The 24677-nt window shown below is 61.0% G+C and carries 23 protein-coding genes; 20 read left to right on the forward strand and 3 right to left on the reverse strand.

Annotated elements, in window-relative coordinates; genetic code table 11:
* The 10 genes from H143_RS0114925 to flhF all read left to right on the forward strand — a co-directional run bounded on the left by H143_RS0114925 (position 1) and on the right by flhF (position 12451).
* Positions 1-381: a response regulator gene (locus H143_RS0114925; RefSeq protein ID WP_019939063.1), complete on the forward strand. Its 381-nt coding sequence runs from the start codon at positions 1-3 to the stop codon at positions 379-381.
* A gap of 49 nt (positions 382-430) precedes the next feature.
* Complete coding sequence (gene cheA, locus H143_RS0114930; protein ID WP_019939064.1) at positions 431-2524, forward strand: chemotaxis protein CheA; 2094 nt, start codon at positions 431-433, stop codon at positions 2522-2524.
* Positions 2525-2539: 15 nt separating this feature from the next.
* Complete coding sequence (cheW, locus tag H143_RS0114935) at positions 2540-3040, forward strand: chemotaxis protein CheW (RefSeq protein ID WP_019939065.1); 501 nt, start codon at positions 2540-2542, stop codon at positions 3038-3040.
* A gap of 18 nt (positions 3041-3058) precedes the next feature.
* Positions 3059-3907 (forward strand): CheR family methyltransferase, encoded by an 849-nt coding sequence (locus H143_RS0114940; RefSeq protein WP_019939066.1) that lies wholly within the window; start codon positions 3059-3061, stop codon positions 3905-3907.
* A gap of 21 nt (positions 3908-3928) precedes the next feature.
* Positions 3929-4984, forward strand: a complete 1056-nt coding sequence (locus tag H143_RS0114945; RefSeq protein ID WP_019939067.1) for a chemotaxis response regulator protein-glutamate methylesterase — start codon at positions 3929-3931, stop codon at positions 4982-4984.
* A gap of 58 nt (positions 4985-5042) precedes the next feature.
* Entirely contained in the window at positions 5043-5432 is a 390-nt protein-coding gene (cheY, locus tag H143_RS0114950; protein WP_026350093.1) for a chemotaxis response regulator CheY, read from the forward strand.
* Positions 5433-5454: 22 nt separating this feature from the next.
* Positions 5455-6114 (forward strand): protein phosphatase CheZ, encoded by a 660-nt coding sequence (gene cheZ / locus H143_RS0114955; RefSeq protein ID WP_033366722.1) that lies wholly within the window; start codon positions 5455-5457, stop codon positions 6112-6114.
* A gap of 222 nt (positions 6115-6336) precedes the next feature.
* The gene (gene flhB / locus H143_RS0114960) at positions 6337-7506 is read left to right on the forward strand and encodes a flagellar biosynthesis protein FlhB (RefSeq protein WP_026350094.1); all 1170 of its coding nucleotides are present in this window, start codon (positions 6337-6339) and stop codon (positions 7504-7506) included.
* Between the two features lie 5 nt (positions 7507-7511).
* Positions 7512-9629, forward strand: coding sequence for a flagellar biosynthesis protein FlhA (gene flhA, locus H143_RS0114965; protein ID WP_019939071.1), 2118 nt, complete (start codon positions 7512-7514; stop codon positions 9627-9629).
* Positions 9626-12451, forward strand: a complete 2826-nt coding sequence (flhF, locus tag H143_RS0114970) for a flagellar biosynthesis protein FlhF (RefSeq protein WP_019939072.1) — start codon at positions 9626-9628, stop codon at positions 12449-12451. The genes flhA and flhF overlap by 4 nt, the downstream gene beginning before the upstream one ends.
* A gap of 49 nt (positions 12452-12500) precedes the next feature.
* On the opposite strand, the gene H143_RS0114975 is transcribed toward flhF, so the two are convergent.
* The 3 genes from H143_RS0114975 to flgA form a co-directional block, all read right to left on the reverse strand.
* A complete protein-coding gene (locus H143_RS0114975; RefSeq protein WP_019939073.1) occupies positions 12501-12974 on the reverse strand; it encodes a flagella synthesis protein FlgN in 474 nt (157 codons plus the stop codon).
* 48 nt (positions 12975-13022) lie between these two features.
* Positions 13023-13316: a flagellar biosynthesis anti-sigma factor FlgM gene (flgM, locus tag H143_RS0114980; RefSeq protein WP_019939074.1), complete on the reverse strand. Its 294-nt coding sequence runs from the start codon at positions 13314-13316 to the stop codon at positions 13023-13025.
* Positions 13317-13491: 175 nt separating this feature from the next.
* On the reverse strand, positions 13492-14253 hold the full coding sequence (flgA, locus tag H143_RS0114985; protein ID WP_081627065.1) for a flagellar basal body P-ring formation chaperone FlgA: 762 nt from the start codon (positions 14251-14253) through the stop codon (positions 13492-13494).
* Between the two features lie 132 nt (positions 14254-14385).
* On the opposite strand from flgA, the gene flgB reads away from it, so the two are divergent.
* From flgB to flgK, 10 genes are all read left to right on the forward strand, one after another.
* Positions 14386-14796, forward strand: coding sequence for a flagellar basal body rod protein FlgB (flgB, locus tag H143_RS0114990; RefSeq protein WP_019939076.1), 411 nt, complete (start codon positions 14386-14388; stop codon positions 14794-14796).
* 17 nt (positions 14797-14813) lie between these two features.
* On the forward strand, positions 14814-15230 hold the full coding sequence (gene flgC, locus H143_RS0114995; protein ID WP_026350096.1) for a flagellar basal body rod protein FlgC: 417 nt from the start codon (positions 14814-14816) through the stop codon (positions 15228-15230).
* 32 nt (positions 15231-15262) lie between these two features.
* Positions 15263-15979: a flagellar hook capping FlgD N-terminal domain-containing protein gene (locus tag H143_RS0115000; RefSeq protein ID WP_019939078.1), complete on the forward strand. Its 717-nt coding sequence runs from the start codon at positions 15263-15265 to the stop codon at positions 15977-15979.
* A 65-nt stretch (positions 15980-16044) separates the two neighbouring features.
* Positions 16045-17526: a flagellar hook protein FlgE gene (locus H143_RS0115005; RefSeq protein WP_019939079.1), complete on the forward strand. Its 1482-nt coding sequence runs from the start codon at positions 16045-16047 to the stop codon at positions 17524-17526.
* 50 nt (positions 17527-17576) lie between these two features.
* A complete protein-coding gene (gene flgF / locus H143_RS0115010) occupies positions 17577-18338 on the forward strand; it encodes a flagellar basal-body rod protein FlgF (RefSeq protein ID WP_019939080.1) in 762 nt (253 codons plus the stop codon).
* Between the two features lie 48 nt (positions 18339-18386).
* A complete protein-coding gene (gene flgG, locus H143_RS0115015; protein WP_019939081.1) occupies positions 18387-19169 on the forward strand; it encodes a flagellar basal-body rod protein FlgG in 783 nt (260 codons plus the stop codon).
* A gap of 4 nt (positions 19170-19173) precedes the next feature.
* Entirely contained in the window at positions 19174-19902 is a 729-nt protein-coding gene (locus H143_RS0115020) for a flagellar basal body L-ring protein FlgH (protein ID WP_019939082.1), read from the forward strand.
* Between the two features lie 44 nt (positions 19903-19946).
* A complete protein-coding gene (locus tag H143_RS0115025) occupies positions 19947-21044 on the forward strand; it encodes a flagellar basal body P-ring protein FlgI (RefSeq protein ID WP_196801318.1) in 1098 nt (365 codons plus the stop codon).
* Between the two features lie 9 nt (positions 21045-21053).
* Positions 21054-22067, forward strand: coding sequence for a flagellar assembly peptidoglycan hydrolase FlgJ (flgJ, locus tag H143_RS0115030; protein WP_019939084.1), 1014 nt, complete (start codon positions 21054-21056; stop codon positions 22065-22067).
* A gap of 90 nt (positions 22068-22157) precedes the next feature.
* Positions 22158-24641, forward strand: coding sequence for a flagellar hook-associated protein FlgK (gene flgK / locus H143_RS23000; protein WP_019939085.1), 2484 nt, complete (start codon positions 22158-22160; stop codon positions 24639-24641).
* Positions 24642-24677: the final 36 nt, after the last annotated feature.

Here is a 24677-nt window from a genome sequence, read left to right on the forward strand (position 1 = left end):
ATGGTTCCAAATATCCTCGTCGTAGACGATTCATTGACGATGCGCCTTATCGTGCAGGCAGCGATGGTGGGCGCCGGCTGGAAAGTCGTGCTCGCCAGCAACGGCAAGGAGGCCTTGGAAAAGTCCCAGAACGGTTCTTTCGACCTCGTGCTCAGCGACTGGAATATGCCGGTGATGGGTGGCTTGGGATTCATCCAGGGTTTGCGTACTCAGCCTAAATACAAGGAGACGCCGGTCCTGGTGTTGACGACCGAGGAAGACGACGTCAGCAAGGCCGCCGCGCGTGAACTGAATGTGAGCGGGTGGGTGAACAAGCCTGTCGATCCCGAAGGATTGGTCGAATTCGTGGCCGAGCTGCTTGGCATCGCTCCGCCAAACTGAGCCGCTTGCACAACACCGTCTCAATATTCATAAATAAAAGGCGATCCGTATGTCTGGTCTGGACCTCAGTCAGTTTTACGAGACCTTCTTCGATGAAGCCGATGAATTGCTGGCTCAGATGGAGCAGCTATTGCTGCAGCTCGATGTCCAGGCGCCGGACATCGAGCAGCTCAATGCCATTTTCCGCGCGGCGCACTCGATCAAGGGGGGGGCGGCGACGTTCGGCACGTTTCAAAAGCTGGCCGAAACCACGCATTTGCTGGAAAACCTGCTGGATGCCATTCGTCGCCAAGACATGGTGCTGCGTGCCGACATGGTGGATATTTTTCTGGAAACCAAGGACGTGTTAAAGAGCCAGCTCGATGCCTACCGCGCCTCGCAGGAGCCTGAGGAGGCTGTATACGAACGTATCTGCGCCGTGCTGCGGCAGTTGGCCCAGGAGGACGGCGCGCCCGCTGGCGGCGCAGGGCCTGCGGCCGCGCCTGTCGCTGTGGCCGCGCCTGTTGTTGCGCAGCAGCCCATGTACATGCCCGCGGCATCGGCCAGCGGCACGAGCGAGAAGCCGACTTGCGTGCGCATCCGCGACGTGGGCGGCAAGGATGCGCAAGCGCTGCTCGATGAGATGGGCAACCTGGGCCAGGTGCTGCATAGCCAGAGCAAGGGTGGTGGTCTGGCGGTATGGGTGCAGACCACGTGTTCGGTGGCCGATATTGAAGCGGTGTGCTGCTTTATCGTCAATGCCGATCAGTTGCGCGTGACCCACGAAGCGGTGCCGGCGTCGGCCGGGCCGGATGTGGTGTCGCAATTTGAGGCGGCCGCTTCGAGCTTTACGCCTCAGGACGGGCCGGCGCCCACGTCTGCGACGGCGCTGGCCAGCCCGGCCCGTGCCGCGGCGCCCACGCCGCCCAAGGCGGCTGCCCCGGCTGCCGCGCCGCATGCGGACAAGGAGTCGACCTCCATTCGCGTCGGCGTGGAGAAGGTCGACCAGATCATCAATCTGGTGGGCGAACTGGTCATCACCCAGGCCATGCTGACGCAGACGGCCTCGACGCTGGACCCGGTGGTGCACGATCGCCTGCTCAACGGTCTGGAGCAGCTCGAGCGCAACGCGCGCGATTTGCAGGAATCGGTCATGTCCATCCGCATGATGCCGATGGATTACGTATTCAGCCGTTTCCCGCGCGTGGTGCGCGATCTGGCCGGCAAGATGGGCAAGCAGATCGAGCTGGAGACGCACGGGCGCGCCACGGAGCTGGACAAGAGCCTGATCGAGCGCATCATCGATCCGCTCACGCATTTGGTGCGCAATAGCCTGGATCACGGCATCGAGACGCCCGACAAGCGTATTGCCGCCGACAAGGATCCGGTGGGCAAGCTGACCTTGTCGGCCCAGCACCATGGCGGCAACATTGTCATTCAGGTGACCGACGATGGCGCGGGCTTGAACCGCGAGCGCATTCTGAAGAAGGCCCTGGAGCAGGGCATTGCGGTCAGCGAGAGCATGCCCGACGAAGAGGTCTGGCAGTTGATTTTCGCGCCGGGTTTTTCCACGGCCGAGAAGATCACCGATGTGTCCGGGCGCGGTGTGGGCATGGACGTGGTGCGCCGCAATATCCAGGACATGGGCGGCCATGTCCAGCTCTCCAGCCGCGCGGGGCAGGGCACGACCACGCGCATCGTGCTGCCGCTGACGCTGGCCATTTTGGATGGGATGTCGGTGCGGGTGGGCACCGAGACGTTCATTCTGCCGCTCAATCACGTGACCGAATCGATGCAGCCCACGCAGGACCAGATCTATACCGTGGCGGGCGATGAGCGCGTGCTGCATGTGCGCGGAGAGTACCTGCCTTTGGTGGAGATGCATCGCGCATTTTCTGTCGGCCATGCGCAGCAAGATCCCACGCAGGCCATCGCGGTGATCATGCAGGCCGAGGACAAGCGCTTTGCCTTGCTGGTGGACCATTTGGTGGGGCAGCACCAGGTTGTGGTCAAGAACCTGGAGGCCAACTATCGCAAGGTGCCCGGCATTTCCGCGGCCACCATCATGGGCGACGGCAGCGTGGCGCTGATCGTCGATGTGTTTGCGTTGGCTCGGGCCAATCGTGAAAAATGGTCGTCCGCGGCCGAAACCGTTTTGAACTGACAGGAGTTCAGCAATATGGCAGCCTCTCCCCGAATCGATACCACGCGCGCCGAAGACACGGGACACGAATTCCTGGTTTTCGCCCTGGGCGAGGAAGAATACGGCATTGACATCCTGAAGGTGCAGGAAATCCGCGGCTACGATGCCGACGTGGTGACCCGCATCGCCAATGTGCCGCCTTTCATCAAGGGTGTGACCAATCTGCGCGGCATCATCGTGCCCATCGTCGACCTGCGCATCAAATTCAACCTGGGCAAGGTGGAATACACCGAGCAGACGGTGGTGATCATTCTCAATTTGAGCACCCGGGTGGTAGGCATAGTCGTTGACGGCGTATCGGACGTACTCATGCTCAATGCCGCACAGATTCGTCCCGCACCGGAGTTCGGCCAGACCTTGTCGACCGAATACCTGACTGGCCTGGGCACGATCGACGACCGCATGCTGATCCTGGTCGACATCGAGAAACTGATGACCAGCGACGAAATGGCGCTGGTGGAAAAAGTGGCGGCCTGATTCCGCAGCGGGGGTTCGATGGCATCTTCCCAGGCGGTGGGTTCTTCTCCGGAACGTCAATTCGATTTCCGGGACAACGATTTCGCGCGCGTGCGAAAGATGATCTATGCGCGCGCAGGGATATCGCTGGGTGAACACAAGCGTGAAATGGTCTACAGCCGCCTGGCCAGGCGGCTGCGCGCGCTCAGTGTGCAGGATTTTTCCAGCTACCTGGATACGCTCGAAGGCGAAAACGGCTCCCCGGAATGGGAGCATTTCACCAACGCGCTGACCACTAACTTGACTTCGTTTTTCCGGGAAGCCCATCATTTCCCCATTCTGGCCGATCTTGTACGCAAGAAGCAGGGGTCGGTATCGGTATGGTGCTGCGCAGCCTCGACGGGCGAAGAGCCGTATTCGATCGCAATCACCATGGCCGAGGCCTTGGGCGGCAAGACCTCGGGGTGCGAAGTGCTGGCGACCGATATCGACACCAATTGCCTGAACCGCGCCCGGGCTGGAACGTATCCGTTCGAGCGCGTATCCAAGTTGCCGGAGGCGCAGCTCAAGAAATACTTCCTGCGCGGCAAGGGCGGCAATGATGGGCAGGTAAAAGTCAGGCCCGCGCTGCAGGACATGGTCAGCTTCGAGACGTTGAATCTGCTGGCCGACAAGTGGTCGATACAGGGTAGTTTCGACGCGATATTCTGCCGCAACGTGATGATCTATTTCGACAAGCCTACTCAGGCCAAGATACTGCAGCGCTTTGCGCCGTTGCTCAAGCCGGGCGGATTGCTGTTTGCCGGCCACTCGGAGAATTTCACCTACATCAGCAAGAATTTCCGTCTGCGCGGGCAGACAGTGTACGAGTGCGTGTCTCAGCCATAAGGGCGCACGGGCAGACAAAACATGAAAAAAATCAAAGTTCTGTGCGTGGACGATTCTGCGCTGGTACGCGGCCTGATGACGGAAATCATCAACAGCCATCCGGACATGGAAGTCGTGGCGACGGCTCCTGATCCTCTGGTCGCGCGCGATCTGATCAAGCAGCATGATCCCGACGTCCTGACTCTGGACGTGGAAATGCCGCGTATGGACGGCCTGGATTTTCTCGAACGCCTCATGCGCCTGCGACCCATGCCGGTGATCATGGTTTCGTCGCTGACCGAGCGCGGCGGCGAGACCACGCTGCGCGCGCTGGAGCTGGGGGCGATTGATTTCGTTACCAAGCCCAAGCTGGGTATCCGTGACGGCCTGATGGAATACAGCGAGACGATCGCGGAGAAGATTCGTGCGGCCTCTCGCAGCAAGCTGCGCCCGCCTGCCCCCGCCAATGCCGCGCCGCCCGTGGTGCGCTCCCGAGGCCCGCTGGCCAGCTCGGAAAAACTGGTCATCATCGGGGCGTCCACCGGGGGTACCGAGGCGATCAAGGACGTACTGACGCCGATGCCGCCGGACAGTCCTGCCATTCTCATCACGCAGCATATGCCGGCCGGTTTCACCAAGTCTTTCGCCCAACGTCTGGACAGCATGTGCTCGGTGACGGTGCGCGAGGGCGTGCACGGAGAACGTGTCCTGCCTGGGCATGTCTACTTGGCTCCAGGCGGCGAAACGCACATGCGGCTGGGCCGCAGCGGCGCCAACTACGTGATCGAACTGATTGCGTCCGAGCCGGTCAACCGGCACCGGCCTTCGGTTGACGTACTATTTCACTCCGCTGCGGAGGCAGCAGGCCGCAATGCTATCGGAGTCATCCTCACGGGCATGGGCAAGGACGGCGCCGCCGGATTGCTGGCCATGCACAAGGCGGGGGCCTATACCATTGCCCAGGACGAGGCCAGCTGCGTTGTATTCGGCATGCCGCGCGAGGCGATTGCCATGGGCGGGGCGTCCGAGGTGTTGCCTTTGTCGCGGATCAGCGATCGGCTCCTGGAACGCCTCGAAGACCGGGGACACCGGGTTTGATATCTACGAGGCTCCTGCTTGTGGATGGAGCCTCGACTTATTATTTTTTGGAGCCATGATGGTAGACAAGAGTTTGAAGATTCTGGTGGTGGATGACTTTCCCACCATGCGCCGTATCGTCCGCAACCTGCTCAAGGAGCTGGGTTTCGAGAATGTGGACGAGGCAGAGGATGGTGCGCAGGGTCTGGAAAAACTGCGTACCGGCGGTTTCCAGTTTGTGGTCTCCGATTGGAACATGCCCAATCTCGATGGGCTGGAGATGCTCAAGCAGATACGGGTCGATCCGAATTTGAAGGACCTGCCGGTGCTGATGGTGACGGCCGAGGCCAAGAAGGAAAACATTGTCGCGGCGGCTCAAGCAGGCGCCAACGGCTATGTGGTTAAGCCTTTTACTTCCGCTACGCTGGAAGAAAAGCTGAACAAGATTTTTGAAAAAATGGCCGGTTGAGGTAGCTATGAGCGCCGAAAGCATGCCCGAAGCTGGAAATACGCCTGCCCAAGCAGAGTCCGTCGGTTCAGCCGGGGCTCTTGACCTGATACACCGCATCGCTTCGCTCACGCGCATGCTGCGCGAAAATATGCGCGAACTGGGTCTGGACCAGGCAATTAAGAACGCCGCCGAGGCAATTCCGGATGCGCGCGATCGCCTTCGCTATGTCGCCCAGATGACAGAGAAGGCCGCCAACCGTGTACTCAATGCCACGGACGCCGCCGGCCCCATCCAGGATGGCCTGACACGTACCGCGCGCAGCCTGGACGAACGCTGGGATGCCTGGTTTGCGCAGCCCATCGAAATGGACGCGGCCCGGCAGCTCGTGAAAGACACCCGTAGTTTCCTGGTCGACGTGCCGGTGCAGGCGCAGGCCACGCAGTCGCATCTGATGGAAATCGTCATGGCGCAGGATTTTCAGGATCTGACGGGTCAGGTGATCATGCGAATGATGGACGTGGTGGGCGCGATTGAACGCGAACTGCTGCAAGTACTGCTGGATAACGCCGATATTTCCAGCGAACGCCGCGAAGAAGTCAATTCGTTGCTCAACGGCCCGCAAGTCAACACCGAGGGCAAGACCGACGTGGTTACCAGCCAGGATCAGGTCGACGACCTGCTGGCGAGCCTGGGTTTTTAAGGTTTTGGGCATCCATTTCGGGCAGCGTGCAGGCAATGCCCCTGCGCTGAGCCTTGGACCTGTCGGTTTCGAGGGGGGGGCTTTTGCTCTGGGGGGAGGGGGCGGCGGTAGTAAATAACCCCGCTTTCCCCCCCCTTCTTGCATGATCGTAGGCGCGCTTGCCAGCCTAGAATTTCGTCGGATGGCCTACTTTCTTGACTGGCCGCGAATTTCAGCGCGAGCATGGCCGACGACAGCGACCTTGAAAAAACAGAAGCCCCCTCGGGAAAACGTCTTCAAAAGGCGCGAGAGGAAGGCCAGATCGTGCGTTCCCGGGAATTGGGGACGTTTCTTTTGCTGGTGACAGGGCTTGCAGGACTCTGGATGAGCGGAGGCGTTCTGTATCGCGACCTGACGGGCATTCTGCGGCACAGCCTGGGTTTTAATCCGCTTGTGGCGCGAGATCCTGCCGTCATGATTGCAGGAGCTCAGAGCTACATCTATCAGACCGTGCTGGTGATGCTGCCGATTTTCGGCGCCTTGGTCTTTGCGGCCATTCTGGGTTCCGTCGCGCTGGGTGGTTTGGTGTTCACAAGCAAGCCGCTGGAGTTCAATCTCACCCATTTCGATATTGTAGGCGGCTTTGGCCGCATGTTCTCCCTGCAGACCGTCATGGAACTGGTCAAGGCTTTGGGCAAAGCCTTCCTGATAGGCGGCGTGGGGGCTTGGGTGCTTTGGCTGCACATGAGCCAGATCCTCGTCCTTACCAACGCCTCGCCAGCGTCCGCCATCGCCAGGAGCATGTCACTCGTGGCCTTGTGCACCGCACTGGTGGTGGCATCCTTGATACTGATCGTGGCCTTGGACGTTCCCTGGCAATTGTGGAGCTACTTCAAGAAGCTGCGCATGACCAAGGAAGAGGTCAAGCAGGAGAACAAGGACACAGAAGGCAATCCGCAAATCAAGTCCCGTATACGTCAGCAGCAGCGGACCGCGGCGCGCCGGCGCATGATGTCGGCGGTGCCCAATGCGGATGTCGTGGTGACCAATCCTACCCACTATGCCGTGGCACTGAGCTACACCGACGGGCAGGAGGGTGCGCCCAAGGTCGTAGCCAAAGGCACCGGTCAGATCGCCGAGCGCATCCGCGAACTGGCGGCCGAGCACCGCATTCCCATCCTGGAGGCGCCGCCCTTGGCGCGCGCCCTCTACCAGCACGTCGATTTGGGGCGGGAGATTCCGATCGCTTTATACTCCGCCGTCGCGGAGGTTCTGGCCTGGGTCTTCCAGCTGCGCAGCTGGCGCGTCGGAATGGGACTCGAACCCCGGCCGCCGGCCTCGTTGGCGGTGCCCGACGAACTCGATCCGCAGAACATTGCGCAGGCCCGATCGGCCGCGCCTGAAGGAGTCTAGTAAGAATGAGCGCATTGCTCGCCGCATTGCGAGCCAACGGTGCCGCGAACGCGCGGTTCCTGGCTGGTCCTGCGCTGATCCTGATGGTGTTGGGCATGATGGTGCTGCCTCTGCCCACGTTCCTGCTGGATCTGCTTTTCACTTTCAATATCTCCCTGGCGGTGATGATCCTGCTGGTGGCGATGTTCACGCGCAAACCGCTGGATTTCGCCGCATTCCCTACGGTGCTGCTGTTTGCCACGCTGCTGCGCTTGTCGCTGAACGTGGCCTCGACCCGGGTGGTATTGCTGCACGGTCATGGCGGCCCGGACGCGGCGGGCAAGGTCATCGGGGCTTTCGGACACTTCCTGGTGGGCGGCAATTTCGCAGTCGGCATCGTCGTCTTTGTCATTCTCACCATTATCAACTTCATCGTCATCACCAAAGGTGCGGGACGTATCGCTGAAGTCGGCGCACGCTTCACCCTGGACGCCATGCCCGGCAAGCAGATGGCCATCGACGCCGATCTGAACGCCGGCATGATCGGCGAGGAAGAGGCCCGCCGTCGGCGCGTGGAAATCGCCCAGGAGGCTGATTTCTTCGGCTCTATGGACGGTGCGAGCAAATTCGTGCGCGGCGATGCGATCGCAGGCGTGCTCATCATGGTGATCAACATCCTAGGCGGCCTGATCGTGGGCGTAGCCCAACACGGCATGCCCATTGCCGAAGCGGGCAAGACTTATACGCTCCTGACGATCGGCGATGGCCTGGTGGCGCAGATCCCGGCGCTGGTAATCTCGACCGCGGCCGGCGTAGTGGTGTCGCGGGTATCGACCAACGAGGATGTCGGCGAGCAGTTGCTTGGACAGCTGTTCTCCAATCCCAGTGTGTTGTTCCTGACTGCCGGCATTATCGGGATCATGGGCTTGATTCCCAATATGCCGCACATTGCCTTCCTGACGCTGGCTTTGGTGCTCGGCGGCATAGGCTGGGGCGTGTACAAACGCGATCTGGCCAAGGCTGCCGCCACGAGCCAGGCGCCGCAGGAAGCCGAGGCCAAGGCTCAGGCTGCGGCGGCGGAGGCCAGCTGGGACGATGTATCCATGGTTGATCAGCTCGGCCTGGAAGTGGGCTATCGCATGATTCCGCTGGTCGATCATGCTCAGAATGGCGAACTGCTGCATCGCATCCGCAGTCTGCGCAAAAAATTCGCGCAGGACGTGGGCTTCCTGCCTCCGGTCGTGCATATTCGCGACAACCTGGAACTCAAGCCCAACGACTACCGCATCTTGCTGTCCGGGGTGGAAGTCGGCCGCGGCATGTCGATTCCCAACCAATGGCTGGCCATCGATCCGGGGGGCGTGAGCCAGCAGATCAAGGGCACTCCCACTACCGATCCGGCCTTTGGCCTGCCGGCGCTGTGGATTGATGTGGCCTTGCGCGACCAGGCGCAGGTGGCCGGTTACACCGTTGTCGATGCCAGTACGGTGGTGGCCACCCATCTGAATCATCTGATGCATCGCCATGGCGCCAACTTGCTCGGTCGCCAGGAGGTGCAGCAATTGATCGAGCGGCTGGGCCGCGAATCTCCCAAACTGGTGGAGGATTTTGTCCCCAAGACCATCTCCCTCACCACGTTCCAGAAAGTGCTCCAGGGGCTCTTGTCCGAAGAGGTGCCGATACGCGATATGCGTACCATCATCGATACCATCAACGAACATGCGCCTCGCTTGACGGCTTTGGCCGCCAATACAGGCGGGCAGCCCGACGTGGGCGAATTGATCGCCTTGTCGCGCCGCGCGCTGGGCCGCGCCATTACGCAGCAGTGGTTCCCGGGAGATGGCGACTTGCGCGTGATCGGTTTGGACGTGAAGCTCGAGCGTGTGCTGATGCAGGCAATGACCACCAGCGGCGGGCTCGAACCCGGTCTGGCCGAGACGCTGCTGCGTGAAACCGAAGCCTGCGTGGCGCGTCAGGAGGCGCAGGGCAATGCGCCGGTGCTGCTGGTGCCGCCACCGCTGCGCGCGTCATTGTCGCGCTTCCTGCGGCATCACTTGCCGCAGTTGGGCGTCTTGTCCAATGCGGAAATTCCCGATGAGCGTGTGGTCCGTGTCACGGCCCTGATCGGAGGTTCGGGCGAATGAAATTGAGCCGATTTGTAGGCGCGACCACGCGAGACGCGCTACGCCAGGTCCGCGAAGCGCTTGGAGAGGACGCACTCATCGTCTCCAATCGCCTAGTCGATGGCAACGTGGAAATCGTGGCGACGCTGGATACGCCGAGCAGTCTGCACGCCCAAGAGATGGCTCGCCGGCCATCTTCCGGTGCGTCTTCTGTCCAGGCGCCTGACGCGGCGGCGCCCGATTACCGGCAGCCCCAGTTGCCGCAACCTCCTGCTTTTGCGCCGCCTGCTCCGCGCCTCATGATGCGACCGGCCATGGCGGCCGCCTATGCGGCCGCCGCGGCTGCGGCAAGACAACAGCGGCCTGCGATGCTGCAGGAATCGGACGACGAGCAGATACAAGCCGAAAAGTCTGTGCAGCCTGATGCAGGCCAGGGTGCGGCGCAGGAAAGCTCGGAACCAACGGTTGCGCGCAAGAATGCCAAAGAGTTGCCAGCCACAGCGCCGGATTCCACTGCAAAAACTAAGGCGAAAAAAGCATTGCAGCAGAAACCCGCTAGTGCTGCGGACCTGCCGCACATGCGTCAACTGGAACCTACGCCGCGGCTGGGGGTGCCAAAACCTGTACCGAAGAAATCCAGGTCGCGGTCTGCCGCAAAGAAAGATACCGCCACGCCGGCCTCGGATATGGCTCGGATGCCCGACGCGCCGATGCCCGGCGCCGTGCACCCACAGCCTGCGCCTTTGGACGCAAGCTATCAGGCAGGCATGCAGGTGCAGGCGGCGATCAATGCTTTGCGCGGCTCGTTCGAGTCGCGCATGGACGGGCTGCTGTGGGGCGGCTCGAATGGTCCGGGCGCCGAACCCGTCAACGCCATGCTGTTCCGCGTATTGCTCGAAGCCGGATTCAGTATGCCCATTGTGCGAGCCTTGATCGAACGCATGCCTGCCGGCTGCGATCGTCAGGCGTCATTGACCTGGGCGCGCAACGAGTTGGTTACGCATTTACCTGTGCTGCGCAGTGAAGACGAGTTTCTGCGCGACGGCGGTGTTTACGCTCTGGTCGGCCCCACGGGCGTGGGCAAGACCACTACGCTGGCCAAGCTGGCTGCGCGCTGCGTGGCGCGGGCGGGACGCGAACAGGTGGCGATGCTGACCACGGACATGTTCCGTATCGGTGCGGTCGAGCAACTGCAGATTTACGGCCGCCTACTGGGCGTGCCCGCGCATTCGGTGAGCGACGCCGACGAACTCAAACAGGCCCTGGGCCAGCTGGGCAACCGCAAATTCATCCTGATCGACACGACAGGTATCAGCCAGCGGCATCGTAACGTGGCGCTGCAGGCGGCGCTCCTGACTTCGGCTGACCGGCCGGTGCGCCGCTTGCTGGTGCTCAATGCCGCCAGCCAGGGCGACACGCTGGACGAGGTTGCTCATTCCTATCGCAACGGCGCTGGCGACGATGTGGCAGGCTGCATCATCACCAAACTCGACGAGGCCACGCGCATTGGTTCGTCCCTGGACACGGCGATACGTCATCGGCTGCCCATCCATTACGTCTCCATCGGCCAGAAGGTGCCCGAGGACATGGAGCTTGCAGACGCGCGACTGCTGGTCGATCGCGCCCTGGCAACGCCCAGCCAGTCCTCGGCCTTGTACGCGCCCAGCGAAGCAGACATGGCATCGCTGTTGCGCGCGACCGGCAAGACGCGCAACAGCGATGCTGTACGTCGCAGGCAGATGCTGGCCAACGCATTGTTGCCGCAGCAGGCCGGCGCCGAAGTCGAACTGGAAAAAGCGATGGAGTGGCTGGACTCCGACGCCGCTTGTGCCCAGGCGCGCGCCAATTGGCGGCAGGCCGCGTCGGGCGATGTCTTGCCGGCCCCTGAGGCTATTGCCAAGGCCGGCATGGAACTGGTGCGCGGAGTCTACTCGCGCAGCTGCGAGCGCTATGTGCTGGCCGTGCATGGCAAGGCTTCGCTGAAAGGAACCGACTTGCCCAGCGGCACGCTGCACACCACGCTGCTGATGAGTGATCGCGGTGTGGCGCTGGCGGCGCCGGTACCGCAGCTAATGCTGCCGCATGGCGCGCACGCCGCCTATGCGCAGCAAAACGCGATATCGGACAATGCCGCCGATGCGCTGGCAGCGCGCGTCAGGATCCTGGACGCCGAGATGAGTGGTGTGCCGCAGGTGCACCTGATTGATGCGATTACGGCCGGCCTGTGCCATATGCTTTCGGAACAAGGCGTGTCGTGGGTGGCCCGCGGCATGGCGACATCGAGCGTGATGCAGGATTACACCTCGACTACTTTGTCGGCGGTAGCCAAGAGTCTGGGCTACGTCCCTTCCGGACGGGTGAGCGCGCGCCAGTTCGAATCCGGGGAGGGCGTTTTCGATCTTTGGGCCGGTGGCACCGAGATCGAACTGCCGGTGCGGGGGCAGGATACGCAGCTGCTGCGCATGGTAAGCGCCAAACTGATCGACGCTGGCAGCGGAAAGGTCGCACATTATCTGTACGGCCTGACCAATGTAAAGGCATCGCAGGCCGACGCGGGCACCATTGCGCGTTGGCTGCTGTTGGCGGAGCAGGCCAAGCCGGCATTTCGCAGTATGGTGCAGGCGTGGCCAATCCTGTCCATCCCGTCCGGAGCGCAGTCTCTATCGCGCCAGGCGCTGTATGCCTGTCAGCTGGGCACGGCCTGTTGGCAATTGCTCAACGCTCCCGAGGCCGCCAGCGTACGCCATCTGCTGCATGCCTTGAACGGCGGCCGCAAGGCCTTCGCGACGCTGCTTCCCGCGGCGCTCCTAAAGTGCTACGCCATGCTGGAAATGGCGGAATAGGGCGCCCACAGCCTCCCGATGTAATCGGGAATGCGCAAGCGTGCCCCTTTCAGCGGGCGACGATGCTTCGTATGCCGTATCCCGCCTGGCCGCTGCGGCCTTGTGCGGTGTAGGTCTGGGAGCGGTTGACCTTCAGCGTGATGTTGTGCAGGGCATCGAGCGACTGTTCGGTATGCTGAAGGCTGCTTCGCACGAGTATGCCGTTGTGCTCGTTTTTGTCGCGGGCGACTTTGGTCAGGCGCAGCAACCGAACCCACAACTCTGCCAGCTCGGAAAATTGGGCAACTGCCTGCTCGGTGCCGGCATAGCCGTCCGGTAGGCCCATCTGAGCTTGTATTTCGTCTCGTTGTCGGTTCAGCTCAACTAGATCAAGGGCCAAGGCCTCCTTGGTCTGGGCGGCCTTTATCAGGGCTTCGTTGGCCTTGCGGTCGAGCAAGGCCAACGTTTCGTCTGCAAGAGCGGCGATGAACGCTTCTATGAGTTCAGCTTCGCGTTCAAGACATTGTTGCAGCGATGTGATCATGGCGGGTCATGCAAAAGATGGGTATGCCGCCAGTCTAGGCTAGGCGAGCTACTTCAGCAATTCCTGGATGCTGGCGATCAGGCCGTCGGTGATGCGGCTGGGGTCGACTGTATATTGACCGGACGCAATGGCATCGCGAATGGTCTGCACGCGCTGCGTATTTATGTCGTTATGGTTGTTTTGCAGGGCCAGCAGTTGCTGCGAAGCCGGACTCAGGTCGACTTGGGAACTGCTACCGGCGGGTGTGGCCGACTCCGTGCCATTACCGCCGGAGGTGCGGGCGGCATCAGTGCGGGTAACAACCCCGGCGGGCGTAGCGGCAGTTGTGTTCGTGATCTTCAAGGCGTTCTCCGGGGCTGCGCGGTGAGTGCTGCGCTGGCAGCAATTTTCAACCGCCATCCGTTCATGCCTATTGTAACGGCGGCTAGCTGGACAACTTTAGCGTGATGGACCGGCAGTTATATAGCGCTGCAAGTCGAATAATTTTATTACAGGTAAATATCTGACCGGACTAATTTCATAGCGGCACGTTCACCTCTCCCGAACGTCCCACGGTTCCGCTTATGACCTGCCCGTTGGCAATGCGTACCTGGATGCGCTCGCCCGGGCCGGCGCTGCTCATGGCCTTGCCTTCACTGCTGACCCGGAACCCCCTGCCATCGACGACAAGCTGAACAGACTGTCCACGCTGTATATACATAGCGCTGCGCAAATTATCGGTGCGCAGCATCTGCCCGGTCATCATGGCCGAAGCCAATTTCATCCCGATGGCCTGGCTCGGGTCGAGAACGACATCGGGGGGCAGGGCGACCAGATCGGCCTGGTGGGCAACCAGATCGCTCGCCTGCAGGATCTGGCCCATGCCCAGCTGATGCGCCGCCACGTAGTAGTGTCCCGCAATGCTTACCGTGGCCTGGACGTAGGTGGTCCAGGCCTGCGGCGCGGCACAGCGTACGCCTACCGACATCCTGGCGCGGACGTGTATGGGTTCAGGCACGAAGGGGAAGAGTTCGGCGCACGCGGTCAAATTCTGGACCTGTGGGGGATCCATGGCGATGGTCAGTACGCCCGGGATAGATGCCAGCTGGGTACGCAGGTACTTTTCAGCGGCGGCGCTCAAGGCCGCCGGGTCCTGCTGCACATGGACCGCCTGGGCTTGGCCGCGGCATGGCAGGGCGATCGATACGAGCAGGCAGGCGCCAAGTATCAGGGCTGGCCACCCCGACACGGGGGGCGGGTCAAACCAGGTTGGCCGGGATCGCGCGCGAGTGCAAGTCATGGTGGAAATTGTAAAAGCGCATGCCGTTGCACAAGAACGGAATTGAATGACAAATAACGGTCTATTTGATTGATTATTAAGGATGGCCGAAACCTATGATCTTCTCATCGTCAACGGCCGAGGTGCAACGGCATGATCGACCGACTATCCCAAGACTTCGGTTTTTTGCAGCAGGCCATCGCATTGCGCGAGCAGCGCCAGGAGGTGCTTTCCTCCAATATCGCCAATGCCGATACGCCCGACTACAAGGCCCGGGACTTCGACTTCAAGACGGCCATGGAAAATGCCATGGATCAGCGCATGAGGCTGGCCGACACCAGCCTGACGCTGACTTCGCCGCGGCATATCCCCGGCAAGGCGTCCATGCCATCTGACATCGATATGATGTATCGATTGCCTTATCAGCCCAGTATCGACGGAAACACGGTCGATATGGACATGGAGCGCGTCCAGTTCGCTGACAATACCATGCACTACGAGAGCAGCCTGCAATTGCTGTCTCTCGACATGAAAACCATGCTGCAAGCGATCCAGCCCAGCTGATCCCGGAGCCCTGATCCATGTCACTTCTTAGTATTTTCGACATCGCGGGTTCGGCGATGACTGCGCAGTCTCAGCGCATGAACGTGGCGGCCAGCAACCTGGCCAACGCCGACAGCGCCGCCGGCCCCGACGGCAAGCCGTATCGCGCCCGGCAGGTCGTATTCCAGGTCGATCCGCCCGCAGGGCAGCCTCTTGGGCAGGAGATCGGTGGCGTCAAGGTGGCAGGTGTCGTGGAGGATCCATCCCCGATGAAACTCGTCTACGACCCGAATAATCCCCTGGCCAATGCCCAGGGCTATGTCACCATGCCCAACGTCAACCCGGTGGCCGAGACAGTCAATATGCTGTCCGCCTCGCGCTCGTATCAGGCCGACGTCGAGGTGCTCAACACGGCCAAGACCCTGATGACCAAGACACTGACCATCGGCCAGTGACGATTTCACCCAGTTAATCGAGGATCGCGTTCATGACGACCACTTCAGCGGCGACCAGCGCCGGCAGCGTCACATCGGCGCTGAATGCGGCGGACAATGTCTCCAGTGCCCAAAGCATCCAAAACCAGTTTCTGACGCTGCTGACCACGCAGCTGCAGAACCAGGATCCCACCAGCCCGATGGACAATATGCAGCTGACCTCGCAGCTGGCACAGATTTCCACAGTCGAGGGCATCAGTAACCTGAACACGACGCTGAAGTCAATCAGCTCGCAGATGGGGCTGTCACAGTCGATCAGCGCGACCTCCTTCATCGGCAAGAGTGTGCTGGTGCAGGGAAATTCGATCCTGCTGGGCACGGACTCGACCACCGGCACTGCGGTGACCACGCCTTTCGGCATCAACCTGTCAGGCGCGGCCGCGGACGTGAAAGTCAATATCACCAATTCCAGCGGTGCTTTGGTCAAAACCGTGGACCTGGGTTCGATGAACGCGGGCATCTACAGCTATGACTGGAGTGGCCAGACCAGCGGTGGCGCCGCGGCCCCTAACGGTTCGTATTCCTTTAACGTCACAGCCACCGACGCCAGCGGCAACGCGGTCACGGCCGATCCGCTGACCTACGGCCAAGTCGGCAGCGTGGCCTATGGTTCCAACGGCCCGGTGCTGAACCTGGGTACGGCCGGCACGACTAGCCTATCGGGCGTGTACAAGGTCTTCTCAACTATCAACGACAGCATTTCGGTTTAATACCTGGCGCGGCTGCGGCCTGAGCCGCGCCGTCACTTTGCGAATATCTTCACAGCGAGACACACATGGGCTTCGGACAAGGACTTAGCGGCCTGAATGCCGCGTCGCAAAACCTGGACGTGATCGGCAATGACATCGCCAACTCCCAGACGGTAGGCTACAAGGGCGCTTCGATTGCCTTTTCCGACGTTTATGCCTCCTCGCAGGTTGGCTTGGGGGTGGGGGTTGCCAACGTTATCCAGGACTATTCCTCGGGCAACATCAACACCACCGGTGGACTCTACGATGTCGCCATCAGCGGCGTCGGCCAAGGCTTCTTCGTCGTGCAAAATTCCAGCGGAAATACGTACTACACCCGCAACGGTCAATTGAACGTCGACAGCAATTTCAACCTGGTCAATGCCAGCAATGGCATGAAGGTCATGGGCTATCCGGCGAACAGCACATTTACCGCCGCCTCCGTGGGCGCAAACCTGCAGCCGATTAAGATTCCACAAGGCAATATGCTGCCCACGGCGAGCGCGTCGGTGAGCGTGCAGACCAACCTGAATGCCAATGCAACGCCATTTGGCACCAACGGCGTCGGCTCGGTTATGTTGACCGAAACCGCTCCTACACCTACTACGAGCACGGCCTATTACTACAAGGTCAGCGGAACCACCACCACGCTCTATACGGATGCCGCTGCCACCACGGCGGCAGCGGCGGGAATCTCGTTTACGGACTCTGCGGGCGGCACTTATACGACGGCTGCCGGGGGCGTGCTTTCCTCCTCGATTCCCAACAGTGTGGCGTCTGCGGTGCCCAGCACTTTCAGCCCGAACGATTCAACGACCTATACCAACGCGATTCCGACCACGGTGTACGATTCCCTGGGTAATTCGCACCAGATGATTCAGTATTACGTGAAATCGGCCGCGTCGGGCGGCAACAGCATCTACAACGTCTATTACTACCTGGACGGCAACGCGATGACCGTAGGCGGGGTCGCGGGTGGTGCCCAGGCTCTGACATTCAACTCGTCGGGCACGCTCATTAGCCCCACGTCGTCAGTTGGCGTCAGTTATACCTTTCCCGCCGGAACCACTTCGCCTGCGCAGCCGCTGGCAATCGCTGTCAATTATGGTGGTGGAAACGTTACGCAGTACGGCAGCAGCTTCAGCCCTCACATCACAGCGGACGGCAACGCCAGCGGGGATTACACGGGCGTCACGATCGCCTCCAATGGCAACCTGGTGGCCAGCTATTCCAACGGCTTGACCCAGGTGGTAGGCGGAATTGCGTTGGCGCGCTTTAACAATCCTGAAGGATTGTCGCCTGGAAGCGGTAACGTCTGGTCTGAAACTCAGGCTTCCGGTCAAGCCACGACGGGCGCCCCCGGCACCGTCGGCCTGGCATCGCTCAAGAGCCAAGCCCTGGAGGAATCCAACGTCAACCTGAGCACCGCGCTGGTCAATCTGATTATCGCGCAGCGCACCTACCAGGCCAACGCCCAGACGATCAAGGCGCAGGATACCGTGGTGCAGCAACTCATTAATATGGGCTGACGGCGGATATGGACCGGGTTGATTCTGCGAAGCCTTAAGTACGGAAAGCGATGGACCACATCATCTATACGGCTATGAGCGGCGCCAATCGGATCACCGAGCAGGAGGCGTCGATCACCAACAATCTGGCCAACGCGAACACGCCGGGTTTTCGCGAACAGTTGTCCGTATACCGGTCGGTGCCGGTCTATGACAATGTGTCGCTGCCCACGCGAGTCACGACGGTGGCGACCACGCCGACCAGCAATTTTCAATTGGGCGCCATCCACGAGACGGGCCGCGCGCTGGATGTGGCGATGAACGGAAAAGGCTGGCTGGCCGTGCAGTCGTCGCAGGGGGAGGCCTATACCCGGAACGGCGACTTGCAGGTAGGCTCCAATGGCCTGCTGCAGACGTCGCAGGGTCAGCCGGTGCTGTCCGACCAGGGCGCGCCTATCAATGTGCCAGACCAGGCCTCCCTGACCATTACTTCGGACGGCACCATCACCGCGCTGGGGGCGGGGGACACGCCCGACAGTCTGATCACGTTAGGCCGCCTGAAGCTGGTCAATCCGCCGGAAAAGCAGTTGACGCGCGGCGACGATGGCCTGTTCCGCATGCCGCCGCAGGCCAACGGCCAGGCCGCCGCGGCGTTGCCGTCCGATCCGGCGCTGCGCGTGGTTTCGGGCGCTTTGGAAGGTAGCAATGCCAATCCGACCGCCGCCATGGTCGGAATGATCGAGAATTCACGCCGTTTCGAAATGCAGATGCAGGTCATCAGCGACGCGATGACGGATGCGGACAAGGCCAACGGTATTCTCTCGATCGCCTGATTTTCAATCGTAATATGCGTCGTTCACGACGGCGCCAGGAGCAGCACCATGATGCGTTCACTGTGGATAGCCAAAACCGGTCTGGAGGGGCAGCAAACTGCCCTGGATACGATCGCCAACAACCTGGCGAACGTCCAGACCACCGGCTACAAGGAAGAGCGGCCAGTCTTCCAGGATCTGATCTACCAGACGTTGCGCCAGCCGGGCGCCCAGGTGGGAGCGTCGAACCAATTGCCTACCGGCCTGCAGTTGGGTACCGGCGCTCAGGTCGCAGCGACGGAAAAAATTTTCACCGAAGGCAATCTGAACAATACCGGCAGCGACCTGAACATCGCCATCAATGGCAAGGGATTCCTGCAGGTGACCATGCCCGACGGAACCACGGCCTACACGCGCGACGGCACGCTGGAGCCGGACCAGAATGGCCAGCTAACCACCGCATCAGGCTATCCGCTGAATCCGCCCATAACCATTCCCGCCAACGCCCTGACGATGACCATCGGCAACGACGGCACCGTGTCGGTCACCCAGCCCGGTTCGACCACCAGCGCGCAGGTGGGGCAGATTCAACTGGCCACCTTCATCAATCCGGCCGGCTTGCAAAGCATGGGTCAGAATCTTTATCTGGCCACCGATGCATCAGGCGCGGCCAATGTGCTGCAGCCGGGTATCGACGGCGCCGGCACGATCTCCCAGCAGTACCTGGAAACTTCCAATGTCAATGTGGCCGAAGAATTGGTGAACATGATCACCACGCAGCGCGCTTACGATATGAATAGCAAGGCTGTTACGGCGTCCGACCAGATGCTGCAGCGTCTTGCGCAGATGTAAACAGATGGGTGGTTCGACGTTGGGTGGTCCGATCGTGTCGATGGCGCGCTTTCTGGCGGCGCTTGTTTTGTTGTTGCTGGCCGGGTGCGGCGCCATTCCTCCCGAACCTGTCGTGACGGGGCCGACCTCGGCCTTGCCGCCTTCCCGGCCCATGGCGTCCACGGACACGGATGGTGCGATCTACCAGCCCACGGTCTACGGCAGCTACCCTCTGTTCGAGGATTCCAGGCCGCGCAATGTGGGCGATGTGGTGACGGTGGTGTTGCGAGAGAACACGGCGGCGACCAAGAACGTGGTTACCGATGCCAACCGCACCGGTTCGGTTACGCAGGGAGCGGTCGGCACGCCCGGCTTTCTGAACGGTCTGGCCAATCTTACGACCGGCGTGGCCACCGGGACGGGTTCCAATTCCGGAACGAACGCCTTCCAAGGCAAGGGCGACAGCAGTGCCAACAATACCGTCAACGGCACCATTACCACGACGGTAATTGGTGTGTTGCCCAATGGCAATCTGCAGGTCGCCGGAGAAAAGGATATCGCCATCAACCGCGGCAGCGAGTTCGTGAAATTTTCGGGCGTAGTCGATCCGCGTCTGATCAATGGCACCACCAATAGCATTTTGTCTACGCAAGTGGCCGATGTGCGACTCGAGTTCCGTAGCAAGGGTGTGATGGACGAAGTTCAGACCATGGGCTGGTTGCAGCGTTTCTTCTTGTTGTTCTCGCCGTATTGATGATGATGCTTACGCCGCAAGCCTTTCGTTTTTTGCTCGTGCGCATGCTGCGTCGTCTCTGCGCGCTTGCCCTGGGTGCGACGGTCTTGGTGTCGGGGACGGTTGATGCCGAACGCCTGCAGGATCTGGCCAATCTGCAGGGTGTGCGCGGCAACCAGTTGGTGGGATATGGCCTGGTGGTGGGGCTGGACGGTACCGGCGACCAGGTTACCCAAACGCCTTTCACCCAGCAAAGCCTGATCAATATGCTGTCGCGGCTGGGCGTGACCGTGCCAGCCAGCAATATGCAGCTCAAGAACGTGGCGGCTGCGATGGTGACTGCGACCCTGCCGGCTTTTGCCCGCCCTGGCCAGGGCATAGACGTGGTGGTTTCGGCCATGGGTAACGCCAAGAGCCTGCGCGGCGGAACGCTGCTGATGACGCCTCTGAAGGGCGCGGATAATCAGGTGTACGCGATCGCCCAGGGCAATATCCTCATAGGCGGCGCGGGCGCTTCGGCCGCGGGCTCCAGCGTGCAGGTCAACACGCTCAACGGGGGGCGCATCAACGACGGTGCGACCGTCGAACGCGCCGTACCCACCAGCATCGCGCAGGACGGCAATATCTACTTTGAGTTGCACCATACCAATTTCGGCACCGCCGAGAACGTGGCGGCGGCCATCAACCGGCGGTATCCGGGTTCGGCCAGCCTGGTGGACGGTCGGGTGGTGCGGGTGCGCGCGCCGGCCGATCCCTCCCAGACTCCCGTTTTTGTGGCGAGCCTGGAAGACCTGGAGATCACGCGCGCGCCGGCGCGGGCCAGGGTAGTCATCAATGCCCGGACGGGTTCGGTGGTGATGAACCAAAATGTAACAATAGACGAGGTGGCCGTGGCCCACGGCAACCTGTCGGTGTCGATCAACCAGCAAAATGCGGTATCGCAACCTAATGCATTGGCCGGCGGCCAGACTACGCCGGTGCAGAACGCGTCGATCCAGGTATCGCAGGGCACCGGCCCAATCAGGCGCCTGAACTCCAGCGCCAATCTGGCCGATGTTGTGCGCGCGCTCAATACGCTGGGCGCCACGCCGCAGGATCTGCTGGCCATCCTGCAGGCCATGAAGGCGGCCGGGGCACTGCGCGCCGACCTCGAGATCATCTGAGGAGCGGTAATGAGTCTGGCAGACATCTTTAGCCGCCAGTCGTCGGACATGGGGCAGCAACAGACATCCATCTTCGACATGGGCCAACTGGCCCAGCTCAAGCGCGCCGTGGAGCAGACCGGAGCCGGCGACCTTCAAGCCAAGCAGAAGCAGGTGGCCAAGCAGTTCGAGGCGCTGTTCCTGCAGATGATGATCAAGCAGATGCGTCAATCCACGCCGAAGAATCCGCTCTTTCATAGCCAGGCGGACGATATGTGGCAATCGATGGCCGACGAGCAGATGGGCTTGAACCTGGCCCAGTCCGGCGGTATCGGTCTGGCCAAGTCGCTTCTGGCCGAGATGCAGCGGCAAAATCCCGCGGCGGCGCAGGCGGCAAACGAGGTCGTCGATCCCAGCACGATGGCGCTGGTAAATGCGTCGACGCCGCCGGTGCCGCTGCAGTCCGGTCGCAGGCTTACCGATATCCTGGCCATGCTGCGCGCAAACCAGGGTGGTGATCAGAGCGCGACGGTCGATGAAGACGGATCCTCGATCGACGTGGCCGGTTTCGTGGCGCGCATGTCGTCCGCGGCCAACGCTGCCTCCCAACTGAGCGGCGTGCCCGCCAGTCTGATCCTGGGCCAGGCGGCGCTGGAGTCCGGCTGGGGCAAGCGCGATATCTTGAATACGGACGGTACGTCCAGCCACAATCTGTTTGGAATCAAGGCCGGCCCCAACTGGAAGGGCAAGGTGGTTCAGGCTACCACCACCGAGTACGTCGACGGCGTACCGCGGAAAATGGTGCAGACTTTCCGCTCCTACGACTCGTACCAGGAAGCCTTCGATGACTACGCTCAATTCATCAGCAACAATCCGCGCTACCGCCATGTAACGCAGGCAGCCAGCGACGACGATGCCGCGCACCGCATTCAGCGGGCAGGCTACGCCACAGACCCGAACTATGCCAGCAAGCTCATCCGCATCATGGGTCAGATGCGGGCCTCGATACTTTCGGGTTTGCCTTCTGGCGGGTCAAGGCCTTGATTAATATAAATATTTTAATTTTCAGTTTAATTTTTGCCAATTGCCTGCCGTAATTATCGTCATCCATAGCGTCTATACGCGAGGCATCGCATGAGTCTGTACAGCCTGTCACTTTCCGGTCTGAACACCGCCCAGACCGGCCTGGAAGTCACCAGCCACAATATCGACAACTCGGCCACCCCGGGCTACGACCGGCAGGTCGTGGTTCAGCAGACCGCGGGCGCGCTCGCCACGGGTTCCGGCTATATTGGCATGGGCGTGAATATCACCACCATCCAGCGCCAGTACGACAGTTTTCTGTCCACCCAGCTGATGAATTCGCAAAGCCTGGCCTCGCAGTACAACACCCAGTACACCCAGCTTTCGCAGATCGACGGCCTGTTGGCTACGAGCACGACCAGCACTTCGGCGACGCTGACTTCCGGTATCCAGCCGGCGCTGACAAATCTCTTCTCCAGCCTGAATGCGGCCGCGAGCGATCCGTCCAACGCGGCAAATCGCCAGGACATGGTGGGCAAGACTAGCAGCCTGGTGGCGCAGGTCAATCTGGTCGACCAGCAGATGCAGAACCAGCGCCAAGGCATCAACACGCAGTTGGGCACGACGGTCAAGCAGATCAACAGCGATCTTGGCACCATCAATCAGTTGAACCAGCAGATATCCGCGGCCTATGGTCAGTCTGGGGGGCAGCCGCCCAACGACATGCTCGACGAGCGAGATAAGGCGATATCCGATCTGGGCCAACTCATCGGGATACAGACCTATACGCAGAGCAACACCAACACGGTCAGTATTTCGCTGGCTGGCGGGCAGCCCCTGCTTTCCGGTACGACCGAATACAAGCTGTCGGCGGCGACTTCTTCGTCCGATCCGACCGCCCAGTCGCTGTACTACAGCATCCCGGGTCCTAACGGCAGTCAGACTCAAGTAGAACTGAAGGACAGCCAGGTCACGGGCGGCTCGGTAGGCGGCTTGATGGCTTTCCGCCAGCAACTGAACGCCATACAAAACCAGCTCGGACAGTTCGCGGTTGGCCTGGCCATGACGATGAACGGCCAGCAGGAGCAGGGCCTGGATTTGAACGGCAACCCTGGTTCCAATATTTTCAGTCTGGGCTCGTCCAATATCGTCGCCGGCGCCAATAGCGGCTCGGCCAGTTTGAACATGACGGCTCAGAGTGGGAAATACAGCATCAGCTACGACGGGACCAGCTACGCCGTCAAGGATCCGAGCGGCAGCGCGGTAACGGTGGCCACGACGACCGACAGCAGCGGCAATACGGTGCTGAACTTCAACGGCTTCAGCGTTACCGTGACCGGCGGCAACGATCCGCGTGCGACAGCTACTAGCCCCGATTCGTGGACCATGCAGCCTTTCGGTATGACCACGCCCACGGTCACGGCCAGTTCGACCAACGGTCAGCAAAACATAAGCTACAACATCGCCTACACCGGCGGCACATGGCAGGTGACGGGCCCGTCCGGTGCGGTAGCATCCACGACGACCGTGAACGGCGACGGCACGACCACGCTGGCTTTCGACGGCTTCAAGGTCACCGCCGGGGCCGGTACGGTCACCTCGGGCGATTCCTGGACCTTCCAGTCCAGCGGTACAGGCTCGTCGATTACGGCAGCGGCGACCAACTCGACCACCGATCCTTCGCTGACCGCCAGCTCGACAACCGCCAGCGCTCCGACATTGACGGCCAACGTCTTGGGCAACGGCGACTACAAAGTCACCTATAACGGCACCGCCTATACGGTAAACGACCCTAGCGGCAATGCGGTGACCAATGCGACGGGTGGTACGGCGTTCACCCCTAATGCCCAGGGCGACATTGTCTTTCACGGTATGGTGATCAAGGTCAGCGGCAATGCCGCCAGCGGTGACTCCTGGCAGATAGATCCTGATGGCATGGCTCAGGTTCCAGCCATCAGCAACACGCATAACACGAGCACGGCGAGTCTTTCAGCCAGCTATGTCGATGCCAGTAAACTTCAGTCTAGCGATTACAGCATCGTCTACAGCGGCGGCACCAGTTACCAGGTGACGCGCGAATCCGACGGGACGCTGATGAATCTGTCGCCGAATTCGCAAGGCAATCTGGTTTTTGACGGCCTGAGTGTCTCGACTACCGGAACTCCCGCTGCTGGCGACAAGTGGGAACTACAGCCCACGCGTAACGCTGCCGGTCTGTTGACCTCGACACTGAGTAGTCCCAGCCAACTGGCATTGGCCGATGCAGTCGGCGGCACGACCAACGGCAACAACGGCTTGGCCATGGCCAAGCTGCAGACGGCCGCCGTGCTGAACAACGGCACCGTGAGCCTGAACGGTCTGTATGCGCAGTTGGTCAACAATGTTGGTGTCCAGACGCAGCAATTGAATTCGTCCTTGACAGCGCAGAATGCGCTGGTCACACAGCAAACCTCTGCGGTGTCGTCGGTGTCGGGCGTGAATCTGAACGAAGAGTATGTGAATCTGACCCAATACCAGCAGCAATACCAGGCCAGTGCCAAGATCCTGGATGTGGCGAGCACGATTTTTAACGCGATCCTGGGCGCGGTCGGCTGATCCTTTGTGATCAAGCCAAGCGGAATAGACAGATAT

Source organism: Bordetella sp. FB-8 (assembly GCF_000382185.1).
Classification (GTDB): domain Bacteria; phylum Pseudomonadota; class Gammaproteobacteria; order Burkholderiales; family Burkholderiaceae_B; genus Bordetella.

Excerpts from the sequence above, each read along its gene's own strand:
- H143_RS0114925 (WP_019939063.1), top strand. The coding sequence starts at position 1 with ATGGTTCCAAATATCCTCGTCGTAGACGATTCATTGACGATGCGCCTT.
- cheA (WP_019939064.1), top strand. The coding sequence starts at position 431 with ATGTCTGGTCTGGACCTCAGTCAGTTTTACGAGACCTTCTTCGATGAA.
- cheW (WP_019939065.1), top strand. The coding sequence starts at position 2,540 with ATGGCAGCCTCTCCCCGAATCGATACCACGCGCGCCGAAGACACGGGA.
- H143_RS0114940 (WP_019939066.1), top strand. The coding sequence starts at position 3,059 with ATGGCATCTTCCCAGGCGGTGGGTTCTTCTCCGGAACGTCAATTCGAT.
- H143_RS0114945 (WP_019939067.1), top strand. The coding sequence starts at position 3,929 with ATGAAAAAAATCAAAGTTCTGTGCGTGGACGATTCTGCGCTGGTACGC.
- cheY (WP_026350093.1), top strand. The coding sequence starts at position 5,043 with ATGGTAGACAAGAGTTTGAAGATTCTGGTGGTGGATGACTTTCCCACC.
- cheZ (WP_033366722.1), top strand. The coding sequence starts at position 5,455 with ATGCCCGAAGCTGGAAATACGCCTGCCCAAGCAGAGTCCGTCGGTTCA.
- flhB (WP_026350094.1), top strand. The coding sequence starts at position 6,337 with ATGGCCGACGACAGCGACCTTGAAAAAACAGAAGCCCCCTCGGGAAAA.
- flhA (WP_019939071.1), top strand. The coding sequence starts at position 7,512 with ATGAGCGCATTGCTCGCCGCATTGCGAGCCAACGGTGCCGCGAACGCG.
- flhF (WP_019939072.1), top strand. The coding sequence starts at position 9,626 with ATGAAATTGAGCCGATTTGTAGGCGCGACCACGCGAGACGCGCTACGC.
- H143_RS0114975 (WP_019939073.1), bottom strand. The coding sequence starts at position 12,974 with ATGATCACATCGCTGCAACAATGTCTTGAACGCGAAGCTGAACTCATA.
- flgA (WP_081627065.1), bottom strand. The coding sequence starts at position 14,253 with ATGACTTGCACTCGCGCGCGATCCCGGCCAACCTGGTTTGACCCGCCC.
- flgB (WP_019939076.1), top strand. The coding sequence starts at position 14,386 with ATGATCGACCGACTATCCCAAGACTTCGGTTTTTTGCAGCAGGCCATC.
- flgC (WP_026350096.1), top strand. The coding sequence starts at position 14,814 with ATGTCACTTCTTAGTATTTTCGACATCGCGGGTTCGGCGATGACTGCG.
- H143_RS0115000 (WP_019939078.1), top strand. The coding sequence starts at position 15,263 with ATGACGACCACTTCAGCGGCGACCAGCGCCGGCAGCGTCACATCGGCG.
- H143_RS0115005 (WP_019939079.1), top strand. The coding sequence starts at position 16,045 with ATGGGCTTCGGACAAGGACTTAGCGGCCTGAATGCCGCGTCGCAAAAC.
- flgF (WP_019939080.1), top strand. The coding sequence starts at position 17,577 with ATGGACCACATCATCTATACGGCTATGAGCGGCGCCAATCGGATCACC.
- flgG (WP_019939081.1), top strand. The coding sequence starts at position 18,387 with ATGATGCGTTCACTGTGGATAGCCAAAACCGGTCTGGAGGGGCAGCAA.
- H143_RS0115020 (WP_019939082.1), top strand. The coding sequence starts at position 19,174 with ATGGGTGGTTCGACGTTGGGTGGTCCGATCGTGTCGATGGCGCGCTTT.
- H143_RS0115025 (WP_196801318.1), top strand. The coding sequence starts at position 19,947 with ATGCTGCGTCGTCTCTGCGCGCTTGCCCTGGGTGCGACGGTCTTGGTG.
- flgJ (WP_019939084.1), top strand. The coding sequence starts at position 21,054 with ATGAGTCTGGCAGACATCTTTAGCCGCCAGTCGTCGGACATGGGGCAG.
- flgK (WP_019939085.1), top strand. The coding sequence starts at position 22,158 with ATGAGTCTGTACAGCCTGTCACTTTCCGGTCTGAACACCGCCCAGACC.